Annotated in this window: 14 protein-coding genes; 2 read left to right on the top strand and 12 right to left on the bottom strand. The window is 71.5% G+C overall.

Annotation, left to right across the window (positions count from 1 at the left end; all coding sequences use genetic code 11):
• Positions 1 to 119: 119 nt before the first annotated feature.
• On the bottom strand, positions 120 to 884 hold the full coding sequence (locus tag ACFZBT_RS37985; RefSeq protein WP_391114182.1) for a TipAS antibiotic-recognition domain-containing protein: 765 nt from the start codon (positions 882 to 884) through the stop codon (positions 120 to 122).
• Positions 885 to 1,028: 144 nt separating this feature from the next.
• Here ACFZBT_RS37985 and ACFZBT_RS37980 point away from each other — a divergent pair, with 144 nt between their 5' ends.
• Both ACFZBT_RS37980 and ACFZBT_RS37975 read left to right on the top strand, forming a co-directional pair.
• Complete coding sequence (locus tag ACFZBT_RS37980) at positions 1,029 to 2,315, top strand: ion channel protein (RefSeq protein ID WP_391114146.1); 1,287 nt, start codon at positions 1,029 to 1,031, stop codon at positions 2,313 to 2,315.
• Positions 2,316 to 2,340: 25 nt separating this feature from the next.
• A complete protein-coding gene (locus ACFZBT_RS37975; RefSeq protein WP_391114144.1) occupies positions 2,341 to 3,747 on the top strand; it encodes a glutamate decarboxylase in 1,407 nt (468 codons plus the stop codon).
• Here ACFZBT_RS37975 and ACFZBT_RS37970 read toward each other — a convergent pair.
• From ACFZBT_RS37970 to ACFZBT_RS37920, 11 genes are all read right to left on the bottom strand, one after another.
• Positions 3,744 to 4,343 carry a helix-turn-helix transcriptional regulator gene (locus ACFZBT_RS37970; protein ID WP_391114141.1) on the bottom strand — a complete coding sequence of 200 codons (600 nt, stop codon included), beginning with the start codon at positions 4,341 to 4,343 and terminating at the stop codon, positions 3,744 to 3,746. The genes ACFZBT_RS37975 and ACFZBT_RS37970 overlap by 4 nt on opposite strands.
• A 10-nt stretch (positions 4,344 to 4,353) precedes the next feature.
• Positions 4,354 to 4,905 carry a DinB family protein gene (locus ACFZBT_RS37965; protein ID WP_391114138.1) on the bottom strand — a complete coding sequence of 184 codons (552 nt, stop codon included), beginning with the start codon at positions 4,903 to 4,905 and terminating at the stop codon, positions 4,354 to 4,356.
• 112 nt (positions 4,906 to 5,017) lie between these two features.
• A complete protein-coding gene (locus ACFZBT_RS37960) occupies positions 5,018 to 7,303 on the bottom strand; it encodes an ATP-binding cassette domain-containing protein (protein WP_391114135.1) in 2,286 nt (761 codons plus the stop codon).
• Positions 7,304 to 7,325: 22 nt separating this feature from the next.
• Positions 7,326 to 7,814, bottom strand: coding sequence for a glutathione peroxidase (locus ACFZBT_RS37955; RefSeq protein WP_391114132.1), 489 nt, complete (start codon positions 7,812 to 7,814; stop codon positions 7,326 to 7,328).
• 127 nt (positions 7,815 to 7,941) lie between these two features.
• Entirely contained in the window at positions 7,942 to 8,772 is an 831-nt protein-coding gene (locus ACFZBT_RS37950) for an ABC transporter permease (protein ID WP_391114129.1), read from the bottom strand.
• Positions 8,769 to 9,758 carry an ATP-binding cassette domain-containing protein gene (locus tag ACFZBT_RS37945; protein ID WP_391114126.1) on the bottom strand — a complete coding sequence of 330 codons (990 nt, stop codon included), beginning with the start codon at positions 9,756 to 9,758 and terminating at the stop codon, positions 8,769 to 8,771. The genes ACFZBT_RS37950 and ACFZBT_RS37945 overlap by 4 nt, the downstream gene beginning before the upstream one ends.
• Positions 9,759 to 9,833: 75 nt before the next feature.
• On the bottom strand, positions 9,834 to 10,829 hold the full coding sequence (rfbB, locus tag ACFZBT_RS37940) for a dTDP-glucose 4,6-dehydratase (RefSeq protein ID WP_391114124.1): 996 nt from the start codon (positions 10,827 to 10,829) through the stop codon (positions 9,834 to 9,836).
• Positions 10,826 to 12,106, bottom strand: coding sequence for an activator-dependent family glycosyltransferase (locus ACFZBT_RS37935; RefSeq protein WP_391114121.1), 1,281 nt, complete (start codon positions 12,104 to 12,106; stop codon positions 10,826 to 10,828). The genes rfbB and ACFZBT_RS37935 overlap by 4 nt, the downstream gene beginning before the upstream one ends.
• Before the next feature lie 79 nt (positions 12,107 to 12,185).
• Positions 12,186 to 13,427, bottom strand: a complete 1,242-nt coding sequence (locus ACFZBT_RS37930; protein WP_391114118.1) for a P450-derived glycosyltransferase activator — start codon at positions 13,425 to 13,427, stop codon at positions 12,186 to 12,188.
• Positions 13,428 to 13,531: 104 nt separating this feature from the next.
• Entirely contained in the window at positions 13,532 to 14,518 is a 987-nt protein-coding gene (locus tag ACFZBT_RS37925; protein WP_391114116.1) for an acyltransferase domain-containing protein, read from the bottom strand.
• On the bottom strand, positions 14,515 to 15,549 hold the full coding sequence (locus ACFZBT_RS37920) for a 3-oxoacyl-[acyl-carrier-protein] synthase III C-terminal domain-containing protein (RefSeq protein ID WP_391114112.1): 1,035 nt from the start codon (positions 15,547 to 15,549) through the stop codon (positions 14,515 to 14,517). Before ACFZBT_RS37920 ends, ACFZBT_RS37925 begins: the two co-directional genes overlap by 4 nt.
• Positions 15,550 to 15,597: the final 48 nt, after the last annotated feature.

Here is a 15,597-nt window from a genome sequence, read left to right as displayed (position 1 = left end):
ACCCCCTTCCGGCCTCAAGTTATGAGTAGATTGACTGACGGGCGGGCCTCGGTCGCATTACCTGAAGAAGCGAGGTGACCAGCGCAATTTAAGCGCTGGTCACCTTTCTTGCGGGGTTCTCACCCGGCGTCGCGGCGGTCCGCGTTCGCGGTGATCGCGTCCCTCAGGTGCTCGGCGAGACCCGGGTGCATGGAGTCGTAGAACGCCTTGAAGCGCTCGTCGGAGACGTACATCTCACCGAAGCACCGGTGCAGCTCGTAGGGGACCTCGAAGTAGTACCCGCTGATGTGCTGCCGGTGTTCCTCGGCGAGGTCCATGGCCGCCTCGCCCGACGGCTGCTCGCCGGACGACACGAGGGCCGCGTACCGCCGCCCCCAGTCGTCGACCTCGGCCTGAATGCGCTTCCAGTCCTCCTTGGTGTACGTGGCGGCGCGGCGCTGGGACTCGGCGTACGCGTCGGTGTCGCCCCAGCGTGCCTCCACCTCCTCGCGGTACTGCTCGGGGTCCTTGTCCCCGAAGACCTCGAAGCGTTCCTCGGGGGTGAGATCGATACCCATCTTGCGTGCCTCCATGGCGTGTTCCACGGCCGCCGCCATCTTCCGCAGCTTCTCGATCCGGGCGGTCAGCAGTTCGTGCTGCCGGCGCAGGTGGGCGCGCGGGTCCGCGTCCGGGTCGTCGAGCAGGGCGGCGACCTCCTCGAGGGGGAAGCCGAGCTCGCGGTAGAACAGGATCTCCTGCAGTCGGTCGAGGTCGGCGTCGCTGTAGCGCCGGTGGCCCGCGTGGCTGCGTTCGCTCGGGACGAGCAGGCCGATGCCGTCGTAGTGGTGGAGTGTGCGCACCGTGACGCCGGCGAAGCCCGCGACCTGTCCCACCGAGTAGTCCACTTCCGCTCCCTTCTTCCTTCCGTGCTTCACGTCTTGCTTCGTGCTTCGTGCTTCGTGCTTCGTGCTTCACGGTCGGGCCTCACGCTGCGTGAGGTGCAAGCGTGTTTCCGCTTTATGCCCTTTTGATCCGTTTATCGTGTGCCCGTGGTCCAGGACTCCGCGCGGCAGGCGCCTTCCGTCACCCCCGCGACCCCCGCCCGCGCCCTGCTGCCGTCGATCCTGCCCGCCCTGGCCGTGGGGGTGGTCTCCAGCCTGCTTCTGGTGGGGGTGGAGGTCGCCGCCGAGCAGCTCGAGGACGTGTTGTGGCAGACCCTGCCGGACGCGCTCGGGATCGGCCGCTACTCGGTGGCGTGGATGTTCGCGGTGCTCTTCGCCACCGGAGTCGCGGTCGGGCTGGTGGTGTGGAAGGTGCCGGGACACGCGGGCCCCGATCCGGCCACCCTCGGCCTGGACGCCCCGGTCCTGCCGCCCGTCGTGCTGCCGGGGCTGCTGCTGGCGACCGCGCTGATGCTGGCCGGCGGGCCGAGCCTCGGCCCGGAGAACCCGATCATCGCCGTGAACGTCGGCGTGGCGGTCTGGCTGGGCGGCCGGTTCGTCCCCCGGGCGCCGGGCCGGATCTGGCCGGCGCTGGCGGAGGCGGCGACGCTCGGCGCCCTGTTCGGCACCCCCGTGGCGGCGGCCCTCGTCATCTCCGAGGTCCTGACCCGGCAGGAGACGCGCGGGCTGCTGTGGGACAACCTCTTCGCGCCGCTGACCGCCGCCGCGGCCGGTGCCCAGACCGCCGTGCTCATCGACCACCCGAGCTTCGACCTGGACCTGCCCTCCTTCGGCCAGCCTGACTGGTCGGACCTGCTGGCGGCGGTCGTGGTGGCCTGTGTCGGCGCGCTGCTCGGCATGTGCGCCGTGCGCGCGCTCCCGTACGTCCACGGAGCCTTCCGCCGGCTGCCGCACCCGATGCTGATGCTCCCGGCGGGCGGGGTGGTGCTGGGCGCTCTCGCGGCCGTGGGCGGCCATCTGACGCTGTTCAAGGGGCTCGACGAGATCGCCGAGCTGGCGCACGACCCGGACGGCTGGTCGGCCGGGGAGTTCGCCGTCATGACGGTGGTGAAGCTGGCCGCGCTGGTCGTCGCCGCGTCCTGCGGGTTCCGCGGTGGGCGGATCTTCCCGGCCGTGTTCGTGGGCACCGCGCTCGGGCTGTGCGCGCACGCCCTGGTGTCCGGCGTGCACCCGTCGGTCGGGGTGTCCGCCGGTGTGCTCGGCGTGCTGCTGGCCATCACCCGGCAGGGCTGGATCAGCCTCTTCGTCGCCGCGGTGCTGGTGCTCTCGCCGGGGATCCTCACCCTGCTCTGCATCGCCTCGCTGCCGGCCTGGCTGCTGGTGACGGGACGTCCGCAGATGCAGCTGCGGACAGACGGGACACCGGTCCGATAACCCAACGATCTCTTGGGAGACTCCCTTGCCACTCAACGAAGGCATCCGCAGGCCCGGCGAACGCCGCCTGTCCGTCAACCCCTTCTACGGCCCCGCCAACCCGCTCGGCGACATGGCCGAGGCCCCGCCCACGCACCGGCTCCCGGACCAGCCCGTGGCACCGGCGACCGCCCATCAGCTGGTGCGCGACGAGCTGATGCTCGACGGCAACGCACGGCTGAACCTCGCCACCTTCGTCACCACCTGGATGGAGCCCGAGGCCGGGCTGCTGATGGCGGAGTGCCGGGACAAGAACATGATCGACAAGGACGAGTACCCGCGCACGGCCGAGCTGGAGCGGCGGTGCGTGGCGATGCTCGCCGACCTGTGGAACGCGCCCGACCCGGCGGCGGCCGTGGGCTGTTCGACGACCGGGTCGAGCGAGGCGTGCATGCTCGCCGGGATGGCGCTGAAGCGGCGCTGGACGCGGCGCAACGCCGACCGCTACCCGGGGGTCCGGCCCAATCTGGTGATGGGCGTGAACGTGCAGGTCTGCTGGGAGAAGTTCTGCAACTTCTGGGAGGTGGAGGCCCGGCTGGTACCCATGGAGGGCGAGCGGTTCCACCTGGACCCGCAGGCCGCCGCCGAGCTGTGCGACGAGAACACCATCGGGGTCGTGGGGATCCTGGGCTCGACCTTCGACGGGTCCTACGAGCCGGTCGCCGAGCTGTGCGCGGCGCTGGACGCGGTGCAGGAGCGGACCGGGCTCGACATCCCCGTGCACGTCGACGGGGCGTCCGGTGCCATGGTCGCGCCGTTCCTCGACGAGGACCTGGTGTGGGACTTCCGGCTGCCGAGAGTGGCGTCGATCAACACCTCGGGGCACAAGTACGGGCTGGTCTACCCGGGGGTCGGCTGGGCGCTGTGGCGGGACGCGGAGGCGCTGCCGGAGGAGCTGGTGTTCCGGGTGAACTACCTGGGCGGTGACATGCCGACCTTCGCGCTGAACTTCTCCCGGCCGGGCGCGCAGGTCGTGGCGCAGTACTACACGTTCCTGCGGCTGGGCCGGGACGGCTACCGGGCCGTGCAGCAGTGCGCGCGGGATGTGGCCACGGGCATGGCCGGGCGGATCGAGGCGCTCGGCGACTTCCGGCTGCTGACCCGGGGCGACGAGCTGCCGGTGTTCGCCTTCACGACCGCGCCGGACGTGACGGCGTACGACGTCTTCGACGTGTCCCGGCGGCTGCGGGAGAGCGGCTGGCTGGTGCCCGCGTACACCTTCCCGCCGCACCGGGAGGACCTGTCCGTGCTGCGCGTGGTGTGCCGCAACGGCTTCTCCGCGGACCTGGCCGAGCTGCTCACCCAGGACCTGGAACGGCTGCTCCCGGAACTGCGCCGTCAGCCGGGGCCCCTGACCCGGGACAAGCAGGCGGCCACCGGGTTCCACCACTAGCGGGTGTCGTCCGGCAGCACTCCCACGAAGGGGGCGCCCTCACCCGCGAAGGTGTAGGCGCCCGCGCGGATGCGTTCGATGAGGTCGCGGGTCCACTGCGCGCCCGTGTCGGCCGAGTGGACCCAGAAGTTCATGATCTCGCCGATGTGGCCGAGCTGCTGCGGGCCGCCCTCGGGCAGGTAGTCCTTGACGACGGTCGCGCGCCACTCCTCGATGGACCGCACCCGCTGCTCCAGGAGGCCCAGGGCCTCCTCGCGGCCGAGGTCGACCATGAAGCCGAGCGCGGTGGTGAGCAGGTCCGGCTTCTGGTCGTAGGCGGTGAGCGCCTGCCTCAGCAGCTTGAAGTACTCCTCGGTGCCCCGCTCGGTGATCTCGTACTCCGTGCGCGGCGGGCCCCCGGCCGTGGACGGGGCGATCTCGTGCGCCACCAGCAGCCCCTGTTTCGCCATCTGCTTCAGGGCGTGGTAGATCGAGCCGGGCTTGGCGCTGGACCACTCGTGGGCGCCCCAGTACTCCAGGTCGCCCCGGACCTGGTAGCCGTGGGCCCGCCCGTGCTGGCGGACCGCGCCGAGCACGAGCAGGCGGATCGCTGACATGCGGTCCAGGTTAGGACCCGGCCGTCCCCTGCTCTTCCGCGGCCACCAGCTCGAAGGCCGTCCGGCCGTCCAGCGACTCGCGGATGATGTCGGCGTGGCCGGCGTGCCGGGCCGTCTCGCGGATCAGGTGGAGGCACAGCCAGCGCATCGACAGCCACTCGTCCTTCGGGTTCCAGGACGTCTTCGGCAGCTCGAAGGTGTCGTCGAGGCTGGGCACCGAGCGGATGAAGGCCTCCGTCTCGGCCGCCACCTTCTCGTAGTACGCGAGCTGCGACTCCACGTCCTCGTCGCCGACCAGCACGAAACACTCGTGCCAGTTCGATTCGTCGCGCTGCATCGCGGGCGGCTCGCCCTTGGCCCGGGCGATCCAGCCCTGCTCGACCTCGGCGACATGCTTGAGCAGACCGGCCAGGGACAGCTCGCTGGCGCTGGGGCGGGACGAGGCCTGCTCCGCCGTCAGGCCGAGCAGGGCCCGCCGGATGCCGCCGCGCTGCTCGGCGATGAACGACAGGAGCGCTCCGCGCTCGTCGCCGGGTGCCTCGGGTCCCACGTGCTTCACCATGAACGGCCGCCTCTCGCCGGTTGGCCTGCTGCCTGACGCCTGCTGTCTGACAAGGACGAAACTACGGACCCTTGCGGTCAGGTTCTGTCCGCAAGGGTCCGAGACGCACTGGCTACTGCTGCAGGTACAGGCTCAGGTGCTGCCCGGTGTGCGAGTGCGCCGCCTTCGCCAGCTCGGCGGGCGTGCCCGTGAAGACGATCTCGCCGCCGGTGTTGCCGCCCTCGGGCCCGAGGTCGATGACCCAGTCGGCCTGGGAGATCACGGCCAGGTCGTGCTCGATGACGATGACGGTGTTGCCCCGGTCGACGATCCGGTTCAGCAGGCCGACCAGGTTGTCGATGTCGGACAGGTGCAGTCCGGTGGTCGGCTCGTCGAGGATGTAGACCGTGCCCGAGCCGGAGAGCCGGTCGGCGAGCTTGAGCCGCTGGCGTTCACCGCCGGACAGCGTGGCCAGCGACTGGCCGAGACCGAGGTAGCCGATGCCGGTCTCGATCAAGGCCTTGGTCTTGGCGCGCAGCGGGCCCGAGAGGAAGAACTCCCCCGCCTCCTCGGCGGACATGGCCAGGACGTCCGCGATGTTCTTGCCGCGCACCAGGTGCTGGAGCACCGACTCCTTGAAGCGCCGGCCCTCGCAGACCTCGCAGTGCGTGGTGACCGGGTCCATGTAGGCGACCTCGGTGATGAGCAGGCCGCGGCCCTCGCACTCCTCGCACGCGCCCTTGGAGTTGAAGCTGAAGAGCGAGGCGTCCTCGCCGCTGGCCTTGGCGAAGAGCTTGCGGATCGGGTCCATCAGCTTGAGGTAGCTCGCCGGGGTGGACCGCGAGGAGCGCGGGATGGGCGACTGGTCCACGAAGACGGACCCCGGGTACTGGTCGCGGAAGGCGTGGGCGATCAGGGAGCTCTTGCCGGCGCCGGCCACTCCGGTGACGGCGGTGAGGACTCCGCAGGGGATCTCGGTGGAGACGTTCTTCAGGTTGTTGGCCGTGGCGTTCCGGATCGGCAGGGTCCGGCCCCACGGGCGGGGGTTCTCCTTGATCCCGCCGGTGCGCCGCAGTCCCTGGCCGGTCAGCGTGTCGCTGGTGCGCAGTTCGTCGTAGGCGCCTTCGAAGACGATCGTGCCGCCGTGCACACCGGCCCGCGGCCCGATCTCGACGACGTGGTCGGCGACCGCCATGACGTCGGGGTCGTGCTCCACGACGAGGACCGTGTTGCCCTTGTCGCGCAGCGCGCGCAGCAGGTCGTTGAGGCGGCTGACGTCGCGCGGGTGCAGGCCGACGCTGGGCTCGTCGAAGATGTAGGTCAGGCCGGTCAGTTCGCTGCCGAGGTGGTTGACGAGCTTGAGCCGCTGGCCCTCGCCGCCGGAGAGCGAGGTGGTGGACCGGTCGAGGGTGAGGTAGCCGAGGCCGATGGCCTGGATCTGCTCCAGCGTCTCGATGATGGTGGTGACGAGCGGGGTGTCGAGCCGCTCCCGGAGCGCGGCGACCACGCCGATGAGGTCGCTGACCTGCATCTGGGACCAGTCGGAGATGTTGTGGCCGTCGATGCGGGTGGCGAGCGCCTTCTGGTTGAGCCGGGCGCCCTCGCAGGTGGGGCAGACGCCGTCGGTGAAGAACTCGGCCGCCTTGTCGCGGGCGGCCTTGCTCATGCCGCCGGTGTCCCGCTTGAGGTGGCGGCGGACGAAGCTGTCCACCAGGCCCTCGTAGCGCAGGGCCAGCACGTTGCCGTTGGGGTAGGTCACCTCGACGGTGCCGGTGCTGCCGTGCAGCAGGGTGTGCATCTCCTCGTCGGTGTAGTCCGCGAGTTTCTTCTCGGCGTCCAGGTGCTCGTAGTTGGCGTAGAACTGCCAGTTCGCGCTGCCGACGGTGTAGCCGGGCAGGAGGATGGCGCCCTCGGCGATGGACTTGCCGGGGTCGGTCATCAGCTCGGGGCTGGGGCGCCGGGCGCGGCCGAGGCCCTCGCACTCGGGGCACATGCCCTTGGGGTCGTTGAAGGAGTAGAGCCAGGTCTGGCCGAGTCCGTCGTTGCCGTGGTTGGCGAAGAGCACGCGCATCACGGTGTAGACGTCGGTGACGGTGCCGACGGTGGAGCGGGCGTTGCCGCCGAGGGGGCGCTGGTCGACGACGACCGGGGTGGTCAGCCGGGTGACGGCGTCCACGTGGGGGCGTTCGAACTTGGGCAGGTCGTGCCGGATGTTCCAGGGGAAGGTGGCGTTGAGCTGCCGCTGGGCCTCCACGGCGACGGTGTCGAAGACCAGGGAGGACTTTCCGGAGCCGGAGACGCCGACGAAGACCGAGATCCGGTTCTTGGGGATGACGAGGGAGACGTCCTTCAGGTTGTTCTCTCGGGCACCTACGACCTGGATGCCCTCGTCGGTTGCGGTAACCGGCGTCTGGTTCACGAATCGTCCTTTCCGCGTGGGGCTACTGCGTCTGCGTCTGCGCGCGGACGGCGCGCAGGAGTTCGGGGTCCTGCGGGTCGACCGTGGGGCCGAAGCGGCCCACGGGTTCGCCGGTGGGCGAGACGAGGAACTTCTCGAAGTTCCAGCGCACGTCGCCGGTGTGGCCCTCCGCGTCGGCCAAGGGGGTCAGGGCGGCGTAGAGGGGGTGGCGGTCCGTTCCGTTGACGGCGGTCTTCTCGGTGAGCGGGAACGAGATCCGCTGGAGGGAGCAGAAGCCGGCGATCTCCTCGGGGGTGCCCGGCTCCTGTTCGCCGAACTGGTTGCAGGGCACTCCGATGACGCTGAGCCCGTCCTCGTGGTGACGGCGGGCGAGGGTGTCGAGTCCGGCGTACTGGCCGGCCAGGGCGCACCGGGACGCCACGTTGACGATGAGGAGGGTCCGGCCGCGGTGGCGGGCCAGCAGGTCGGGCTTGCCGTTGAGTTCGGCGATGGCGATGTCGAAGACGGTCATGCCGTGCACGCTAGGTTCGCCCGCTCCAGAGGTGGTCGACGTCCCGTCGAGGTGGCGGTGGACAGGCCGAGGGGGTGTGAGCCGACCCGGGGGATTGGCCGGCTCACACCCCGGCACGGGGCCGTCCCTACCGGCTCAGGGACCGGTACTTGCGGACGGCCAGCGGGAAGAAGACCGCGAAGATCGCGAGCGGCCAGACGAAGGACATGAGCATCGCGTGCTCGGCGATCCACGAGGTGCCGCCGACCCCGGGGTTGCCGAACAGCTCACGGGTGGCGTGGGCGGTGGACGACAGCGGGTTCCACTCGGCGATGGCCGCCAGCCAGCCCGGCATCATCTCCGGGGAGGCGAAGGTGTTGGCGACGATGCCGAGCGGGAACAGCAGGGTGTAGACGGCGGAGGCCGCCTCCGGGGTCTTGATGATCAGGCCGAGGTAGATGCCGACCCAGAGCAGGGCGAAGCGCAGCAGGAGCAGGAGCGCGAAGGCGCCGAGCGCCTGCATGAACCCGTCGCTCCAGCTCCATCCGGCGATGACCCCGCAGCCCATCAGGATCATCAGGACGACGGTGCTGTAGAGCATGTTGACGATGCTCTGCCCGATGACGACCGAGGCGGCCGACATGGGCATGGAGCGGAACCGGTCGGTGACGCCCTTGGAGGCGTCGGCGGTGACGCCTGCCATGGTCTCGCCGATGCCGAAGGCCATCGACATGACGAACATGCCGGGCATCAGGAAGTCCATGTAGTCCCCGCCGCCCTCGACCTGCATCCCGCTGCCGAAGATGCCGCCGAAGAGCAGCACCATGAGGATCGGGAAGGCGAGGCCGGCGAGGATCTGGGTGGGGTTGCGGGCCCAGTGGGACAGTCCGCGGAGCGTGAGCGTCCAGGAGTCCGCGAGGACCCAGCCCAGTTTGGCCAGCGGGTTCCTGGGCAGTTCGGGCGCGATGATCGCGGTCATGACTGGGCGACCTCCTTGAGGCTCGGCTCGGCGGACGTGGCCGACCTGTTGCCGGTCAGGTTCAGGAACACCTCGTCGAGTGTGGGCCTGCGCAGGGCGATGTCCTCGGCCTCGATGCCCGCGTCGTCGAGCTCCCGGGCGACCGAGGTGAGGGCGGCGACCCGGTTGGCGACGACGACGCTGACGCGCCGGTTGTCGGCGTCCGTCTCGGGCTCGGCCCGCAGCAGCGCGCCGATCATGCGGCCGGCCCGCTCCAGGTCGCCGGCCCGGCGGAGCACGACGTCGATCCGGTCCCCGCCGATCTTGTTCTTGAGCTGGTCCGGGGTGCCGGACTCGACGACCCGCCCGTTGTCGATCAGGGCGATCTTGTCGGCCAGCTGGTCGGCCTCCTCGAGGTACTGGGTGGTCAGCATGACCGTGCGGCCCTCGTTGACCAGGCCGCGGACGGACTCCCAGACGTCGTTGCGGCCCCGCGGGTCGAGCCCCGTGGTGGGCTCGTCGAGGAACAGCACGGACGGGGCCAGGATGAGGCTGGCGGCGAGGTCGAGCCGCCGTCGCATACCGCCGGAGTACTGCTTGGCCGGCTTTCCGGCGGCCTCGGTCAGGCCGAAGCGCTCCAGCAGTTCGTCTGCTCGGCTCCGCGCTGTGCGCTTGCCGATGTGGTATAAGCGCCCGAACATCACGAGGTTCTGACGGCCGCTCAGGTCCTCGTCCACCGCGGCGTGCTGCCCGAGGAGTCCGATGCTGTAGCGGACCTGCGCCGACTGGGTGGCGACGTCGTAGCCGGCGACCCGGGCCATGCCCTCGTCGTACTTCAGCAGGGTGGAGAGGATGCGGACCGCGGTGGTCTTTCCGGCGCCGTTCGGGCCGAGAAGGCCGTATACGACGCCTCGGGGTACCTCCAGGTCGAGTCCCGCGAGGGCCTCCTTGTCGCCGTACTTCTTCTTCAGAGCTTCGGTCTGGATCGCCAAATCGGCGCCGCCCATGCCCGCCCCTTCTTTCGGGTGCTCAAATTTGGGTACCCAGCGAGCATAGGGGAGGGCGGCCCCGATATTCAAGTTTTAGTACCCCCTCGGGTGCCCCCTCTCGGCGCCCTCCTCCCGGACGTCCCAGTGGTCACGGTGGGCGGCGTACCACTCGACCGTCTCGCGCAGCCCGTCCTCCAGCGACCAGCGCGGCTCGTAGCCGAGTTCGCGGCGGATCTTGGAGTCGTCCACGGCGTAGCGGAAGTCGTGCCCCTTGCGGTCGGCCACCCGCTGGACCAAGTCCCAGTCGCGCCCGCAGAGCTCCAGGAGGCGGCCGGTCATCTCCTTGTTGGTCAGATGGGTGCCGCCGCCGATGTTGTAGATCTCCCCCGGCCGGCCCTGGTCCAGCACCAGCCGTACCGCCCGGCAGTGGTCGTCGACGTGCAGCCACTCCCGCAGGTTGGAGCCGTCCCCGTAGAGCGGGACGGGCTGCCCGTCGAGGAGCCGGGTGACGAACAGCGGGACCAGCTTCTCGGGGTGCTGGCCGGGGCCGTAGTTGTTGGCGCACCGGGTGATGCGCACGTCGAGACCGTGGGTGCGCCAGTACGACCGGGCGATCAGATCGGCCGAGGCCTTGGACGCCGCGTACGGGGAGTTGGGCAGCAGCGGCTCGTCCTCCGTCCAGCGTCCCTCGGCGATGGAGCCGTACGTCTCGTCCGTGGAGACCTGGACGAAGACGCCCGTGCCGTGCCGCAGGGCGGCTTCGAGCAGGGCCTGGGTGCCGAGCACGTTCGTACGGACGAAGGCCTCGGCGCCCGCCACCGAGCGGTCCACGTGCGACTCCGCGGCGAAGTGCACCACCGCCTCGTGGCCCGGGAAGACCTTCTCCAGCAGCGTGGTGTCGCAGATGTCGCCCTGCACGAAGGTCAGCCGCGGGTGACGGGCGGGGAGGTTGTTCAGCGTCCCCGCGTAGGTGAGCTTGTCCACGACGGTCACCCGGTCGTCCTCGTGCCCCGGGTAACCGCCGCTCAGCAGTGTTCTGACGAAGTGCGAGCCGATGAAACCGGCCGCGCCGGTCACCAGGATGTTCACGCCGCTCCCGCCCTCACGCGATGACGTGCCGTCAGCTTCTCCAGCGTCGGCACCACTTCGTTGGGGCTCGGCGCCGACAGCATGGCCAGCCGCAGTCGCCGTGCCCCCTCCGTGAACGCCGGGTCGTCGAGCAGCCGGACGAGCTTGTCGCGCAGGATGTCGACGGTCAGGCCCTCGGAGTGCAGATGCAGCCCCGCGCCCAGCTCCTCCACCCGCTGGGCCCGGTAGATCGCGTCCCACATCCAGCCGAGCGCCACCTGCGGCACCCCGTAGGCGGCGGCGGTCGCCCAGGTGCCCGCGCCGCCGTGGTGCACGATCGCCGAGCAGCTGGGCAGCAGCGCCAGCAGCGCCACGTGGTCGACCACCCGCGTGTTGTCGGGCACCCGCGACACCTGGGCGAGTTCCTTCTCGCCGAGGGTCGCCACCACCTCGACGTCCAGGTCGGCCAGCGAGGCGAAGACGTCGTTCACGTCGACCGCGTTGGGGAACTCCGTGTCCCGGATGGTGAGCCCGAGGGTGAGGCAGACCCGGCGGCGCTCCGGCGGGCGGCGCAGCCAGTCCGGTACGACGGCCGGGCCCGGCCCGTTGTACGGCACGTAGCGCGTGGGCACCGTCGGCAGTCCCAGCTCCATCCGCACCCCGGGGGGCATCTGATCGACCGACCACTGTCCCGTGACCACGTCGGGGTCGAAGGCGGCCCCGTGCCGGTCCAGGGTGTACGCCAGCCACTCCTCCAGCGGGTCGTCGCGCAGGGCCTCGGGCAGTTCCGCCTGCCGCCGGCGCAACGTCAGATGGGTGTTGGCGAAGAGGTCGGGGAAGGCCAGCAGCCGGGCGTGGGCGGCCCCGGTCGCCTTGGCTGCGATGGCCCCGGCGAAGGTGAAGGGCTCCCAGAGCACCAGGTCCGGCTGCCAGAACCGGGCGTAGTCGACGAGCGCGTCGATCATCGAGTCGTTGTTGATCTGGGCGTAGAAGGTCGCCGTCAGCATCGCGTTCGACGCCCGCAGGAAGTCGAGGCTCAGCCGCTCGGGACGGTTCTCCAGGTAGTCGCGGTCCATGTGGTGCATGAGCATCCCCGGGCCGACGGTGGGGATGACGGCGTCCATCCGGTGGTTGTCGCCCACCGGCACGGCCGTCAGACCGGCCCGGGTGATGCTCTCGACCGCGGCGGGCTGCCCGGCCACCCGGACCTCGTGCCCGGCGGTCCGCAGCGCCCAGGCGAGCGGGACGACGCCGTTGAGATGGGCGTCCTGTGCGAAGGCTGTCAGCAGTACACGCATCGCGGTGCTCCTCCCCTGGTGTTGGCCGGTTTGGTCGTGCGGCGTCCGGTCGTGCGGCGTCCGGTCATGCGACGTCCGGTCATGCGACGGGGAAGCGCAGGACGCCGTGCAGCACCGCCGAGCGCATGCGGCGCAGTACTTCGGCGTTCGTGCGCAGGGCGGGCCGGAGAGCGGCCAGGGCGCGGACGGCGGCCTCGGTCTGGACGCGGACCAGCGCGTCGGTGACCGGGGCGGCGGGACCGCCGAGGAGGGTGAGCGACCGGTCGCCGTCGCCGCGGCCGGGTGTGAAGGCGTCCGGGTCGGCGAAGGCCTCCGGGTCCCGGTTGGCCGCGTCGACGAGGACCACCACGCGCCGGCCCTCCTCGATCGTCTTGCCGTCGAACTCGACCTGCTCGCGGGCGATACGGCTCTCGAACCGCAGCGGCGGAGCCAGCCGCAGGGCCTCCCGGACCGCGGCCGGGGCCGCCTCGGGGTCCTGCCCGATCCGCCGCCACTCCTCCGGGTGCGCCAGCAGCACCTCCACGGCGTTGCACACGGCGGTCGCCGTGACCTCGACGCCCACCACGACGGCCAGCGCGCCGATCGCGACCGCGTCCTCGGGCGACAGCCCGGCGAGGCCGGTGGCACGGCCGGCCTCCACCAGGCCGGTCAGTTCGGCGGACAGGCCCGACACGGCGGTGAGCAGCGCCCGGGCGGTCCCCAGCTGCTGCGGGCAGCTCCCGGCGTCCAGGGCGGTGGCGAGACCCGCGTGCAGTTCGGGCAGGCGCTCGCGGGTCTCGTCGGGCAGGCCGAGCACCTCGGCCACCACCCGCAGGGCCGCGGGGACGCCGAAGTCCCGGTACAGGTCGAACCGTTCGCCCGCCGCGGCGAGCGTCTCGCGGTAGGCCGCCTCGATCTCCGGTGCCCGCGCCGCGAGCGCCTCGGCCGACAGCAGCGGCGCGGAGACCTCGGCGAGCGCGGCGTACGCGGCCGGGTCCAGGTTGAGGCGGGCGTCGTCGAGCGGGACGACATGGCACAGCAGGGGGTTGTCCCAGACGTCGACGCCCGGGTGGGACTGCGGCCCCTCCTCGGCGTGGCGCGGGGAGAACCGCGGGTCGCCGAGGACGCGGGCGCCGAGTTCGCGGCTCGCGGTGACCCACGCGCCGACGCTGCTCTCGTGCAGGCCCTGCTCTCGGGCGCGCGCCCCGTGCTCAAGCGGGTCGTCGTCACCGGCGCGCAGGATCATGGCGAAGGGGTCGCCCTGGGCGCCGAAGATGAACTGCACGCCTCGGATGGTCAGCAGATGCCGGCCCAGCTCGCTGTTGGTCTGATCGGTCAGCATGACACCGTCCTCGAAGGAAGAAGAAGGGCGAAGAGGGGAAGCAGAAGGGGCGAAGCGCCACCGGCGACGCTAGGCCGCGCGCCTACAAGGGCACTCGACGCGCGCTACACGCCCAGGGCCTCCGCGGCGGCCCGTACGGCGGCCACGTCCTGCTCGGGCGTGCCCGGCCGGGCGGGGAGCAGGGGGACGACGGACGAGCGGCCGGACCGCACGGCCGGGTGGCGGCGGGCCAGTTGGGACAATCCCTGGCCCGGGCCGGTCTCGACGAGCACCAGGCCGCCCCCGGTTTCGGCGAGGAGCGCGTCGAGGGCGGGCCAGAAGAGCACCGGCGCGACGGGGTGACGGGACCAGAAGGCCGGGTCCTTCGTCTCGGCAGGGGTCAGGTACCGGGCCGTGTACCCGGACATGACCGGGATGCGGGGTTCACCAACGGGGAACGCTGCGATCCGCTCGCCCGCTCCGCGCATGGCCGGGGCCAGGGACGGGCTGTGGAACGCCGTGGAGGCCGGTACGCGCTGGAGCACGAACCCGGCGTCGGCGAGGGCCGCCGTGACCTCGCGCAGCGGGGCGTCGAGGCCGGCGAGGACCGTCTGGCGCGGGGTGTTGACGGCGCCGACGACCACGCCGTCGGTGAGGAAGGGCGCCACCTGGTCCTGGGTGGCCGCGACGGCGACCATCCCGCCGGGCGGCGCCTGTGCCAGCCGTCCGACGCGGTCGTGGACCAGGGCGGCGGCGTCCCGCAGGGTGAAGACGCCGGAGAGGACGGCGGCCGCCACCTCGCCGATGCTGTGTCCGAGCAGGGCGACGGGCCGTACGCCCCAGTCGAGGACGAGCCGCCCGAGGGCGTAGTCGACCGCGAACAGCAGCGGCTGGGAGCGTGCGACGTGGTCCGTCACCGCGGCGTCGGCCGTCCCCAGCCAGTCCTCGCGCAGACCGGTGCTGTGGCCGCCGAGGTCCGTCAGGGCGGTCAGGGCCTCGTCCATCGCCTCGGCGAAGACGGGCTCGGTGTCCAGGAGTCCGGCGGCCATGCGCGGATGCTGCGAGCCCTGGCCGGGCAGCAGCAGGGCGACCGGTCGGGCGGTGCCGTTCATCGGTTCCTCCAGGGAGGCGGGTTCAGGATCTCGACCACGGCGCAGGACCAGCTGAAGCCGGCACCTACGCCGAAGAGCAGGCACGTGTCACCCGGCCCGAGTGCACCGTCGCTGACCAGGTGGTCGAGTCCGGCGAAGGGGTCCCCGGCGCCCAGGTGCCCGATCGTCCGGCTCCATGACCAGGTGCTGCGCTCGGGGTCGATGCCGAACTTGGCGAAGTAGGCGACGTGCAGCCTGCGGTGGCCGAGGTGCGGCAGCACGAACCGGTCGATGTCCGCGAGGCCGAGCCCGGCGTCGGCGAGCGCCTGCTTGACGACGGACTCCTGCGCGGCGGCGACCCGGGCGACGGTCGGGGCGACGCCGTGGCCGGCCAGGAAGTCCCGCTTGTGCGCCTCCAGGTCGACGACCTCGCGGTGGCTGAACGGGGCCGGGCCGAACGGGTCGTCGCCCCGGTGCATGCCCTCCAGGTCGGGCGCGGAGACGGTCGCGACGCTGCGGACCCGGGCGAAACCGGAGTGCCGCGAGACGACCAGGGCGGTGCCGCCGTCGCCGTAGACGGTTCCGGGGTCGCTGCGCCACCGGTCGAAACCGGGTGGGCAGAAGCGGTCGCCGGTGGTCACCAGGGCCGCGACCCGGGCCGGGTCGGCGGTCAGATAGGCCCAGGCCAGGTCGAGGGCCGCCATGCCGCCGTTGGAGACCTGCCGGACCTCCAGCGCGGGGCACTGGTTGCCGACGGCTTCCCGCTGGACGTAGGAGGCGGGGGCCCACAGGTCGAAGCCCTGGTAGTAGAAGCTCGCGTGCAGCACCAGGTCGATGTCGCCCGGTTCGGCGGCGGCCCGCTCCAGCGCGGTCCGGGCGGCCCGGGCCGCCATCTCGGGAGCGGGCTCCCCCGCGGAGACCGTCACCGACTCCATCCGGGTGGAGCGGGCGACGGCGGCGTCGCAACGCCCGTCGGCGACCGCGTCCGCGATCCGTTCGGCGGGGGGCAGCCAGGTCCCGGTCGCGCGGATGTACAGCTCGCCGCCGTTCATGCCGTCTCCCTCTCCCCGACCGGGTACGCGAGGGCGTCGGCGGACGTG

The organism is Streptomyces sp. NPDC008137 (genome assembly GCF_042957035.1).
Classification (GTDB): domain Bacteria; phylum Actinomycetota; class Actinomycetes; order Streptomycetales; family Streptomycetaceae; genus Streptomyces.
Note: the sequence above shows the minus strand (reverse complement) of the source record. Positions and strands in the feature narration are given on the sequence as shown.

Excerpts from the sequence above, each read along its gene's own strand:
- ACFZBT_RS37970 (WP_391114141.1), bottom strand. The coding sequence starts at position 4,343 with ATGTCAGCGATCCGCCTGCTCGTGCTCGGCGCGGTCCGCCAGCACGGG.
- ACFZBT_RS37965 (WP_391114138.1), bottom strand. The coding sequence starts at position 4,905 with ATGGTGAAGCACGTGGGACCCGAGGCACCCGGCGACGAGCGCGGAGCG.
- ACFZBT_RS37955 (WP_391114132.1), bottom strand. The coding sequence starts at position 7,814 with ATGACCGTCTTCGACATCGCCATCGCCGAACTCAACGGCAAGCCCGAC.
- ACFZBT_RS37950 (WP_391114129.1), bottom strand. The coding sequence starts at position 8,772 with ATGACCGCGATCATCGCGCCCGAACTGCCCAGGAACCCGCTGGCCAAA.
- ACFZBT_RS37945 (WP_391114126.1), bottom strand. The coding sequence starts at position 9,758 with ATGGGCGGCGCCGATTTGGCGATCCAGACCGAAGCTCTGAAGAAGAAG.
- ACFZBT_RS37935 (WP_391114121.1), bottom strand. The coding sequence starts at position 12,106 with ATGCGTGTACTGCTGACAGCCTTCGCACAGGACGCCCATCTCAACGGC.
- ACFZBT_RS37930 (WP_391114118.1), bottom strand. The coding sequence starts at position 13,427 with ATGCTGACCGATCAGACCAACAGCGAGCTGGGCCGGCATCTGCTGACC.
- ACFZBT_RS37925 (WP_391114116.1), bottom strand. The coding sequence starts at position 14,518 with ATGAACGGCACCGCCCGACCGGTCGCCCTGCTGCTGCCCGGCCAGGGC.
- ACFZBT_RS37920 (WP_391114112.1), bottom strand. The coding sequence starts at position 15,549 with ATGAACGGCGGCGAGCTGTACATCCGCGCGACCGGGACCTGGCTGCCC.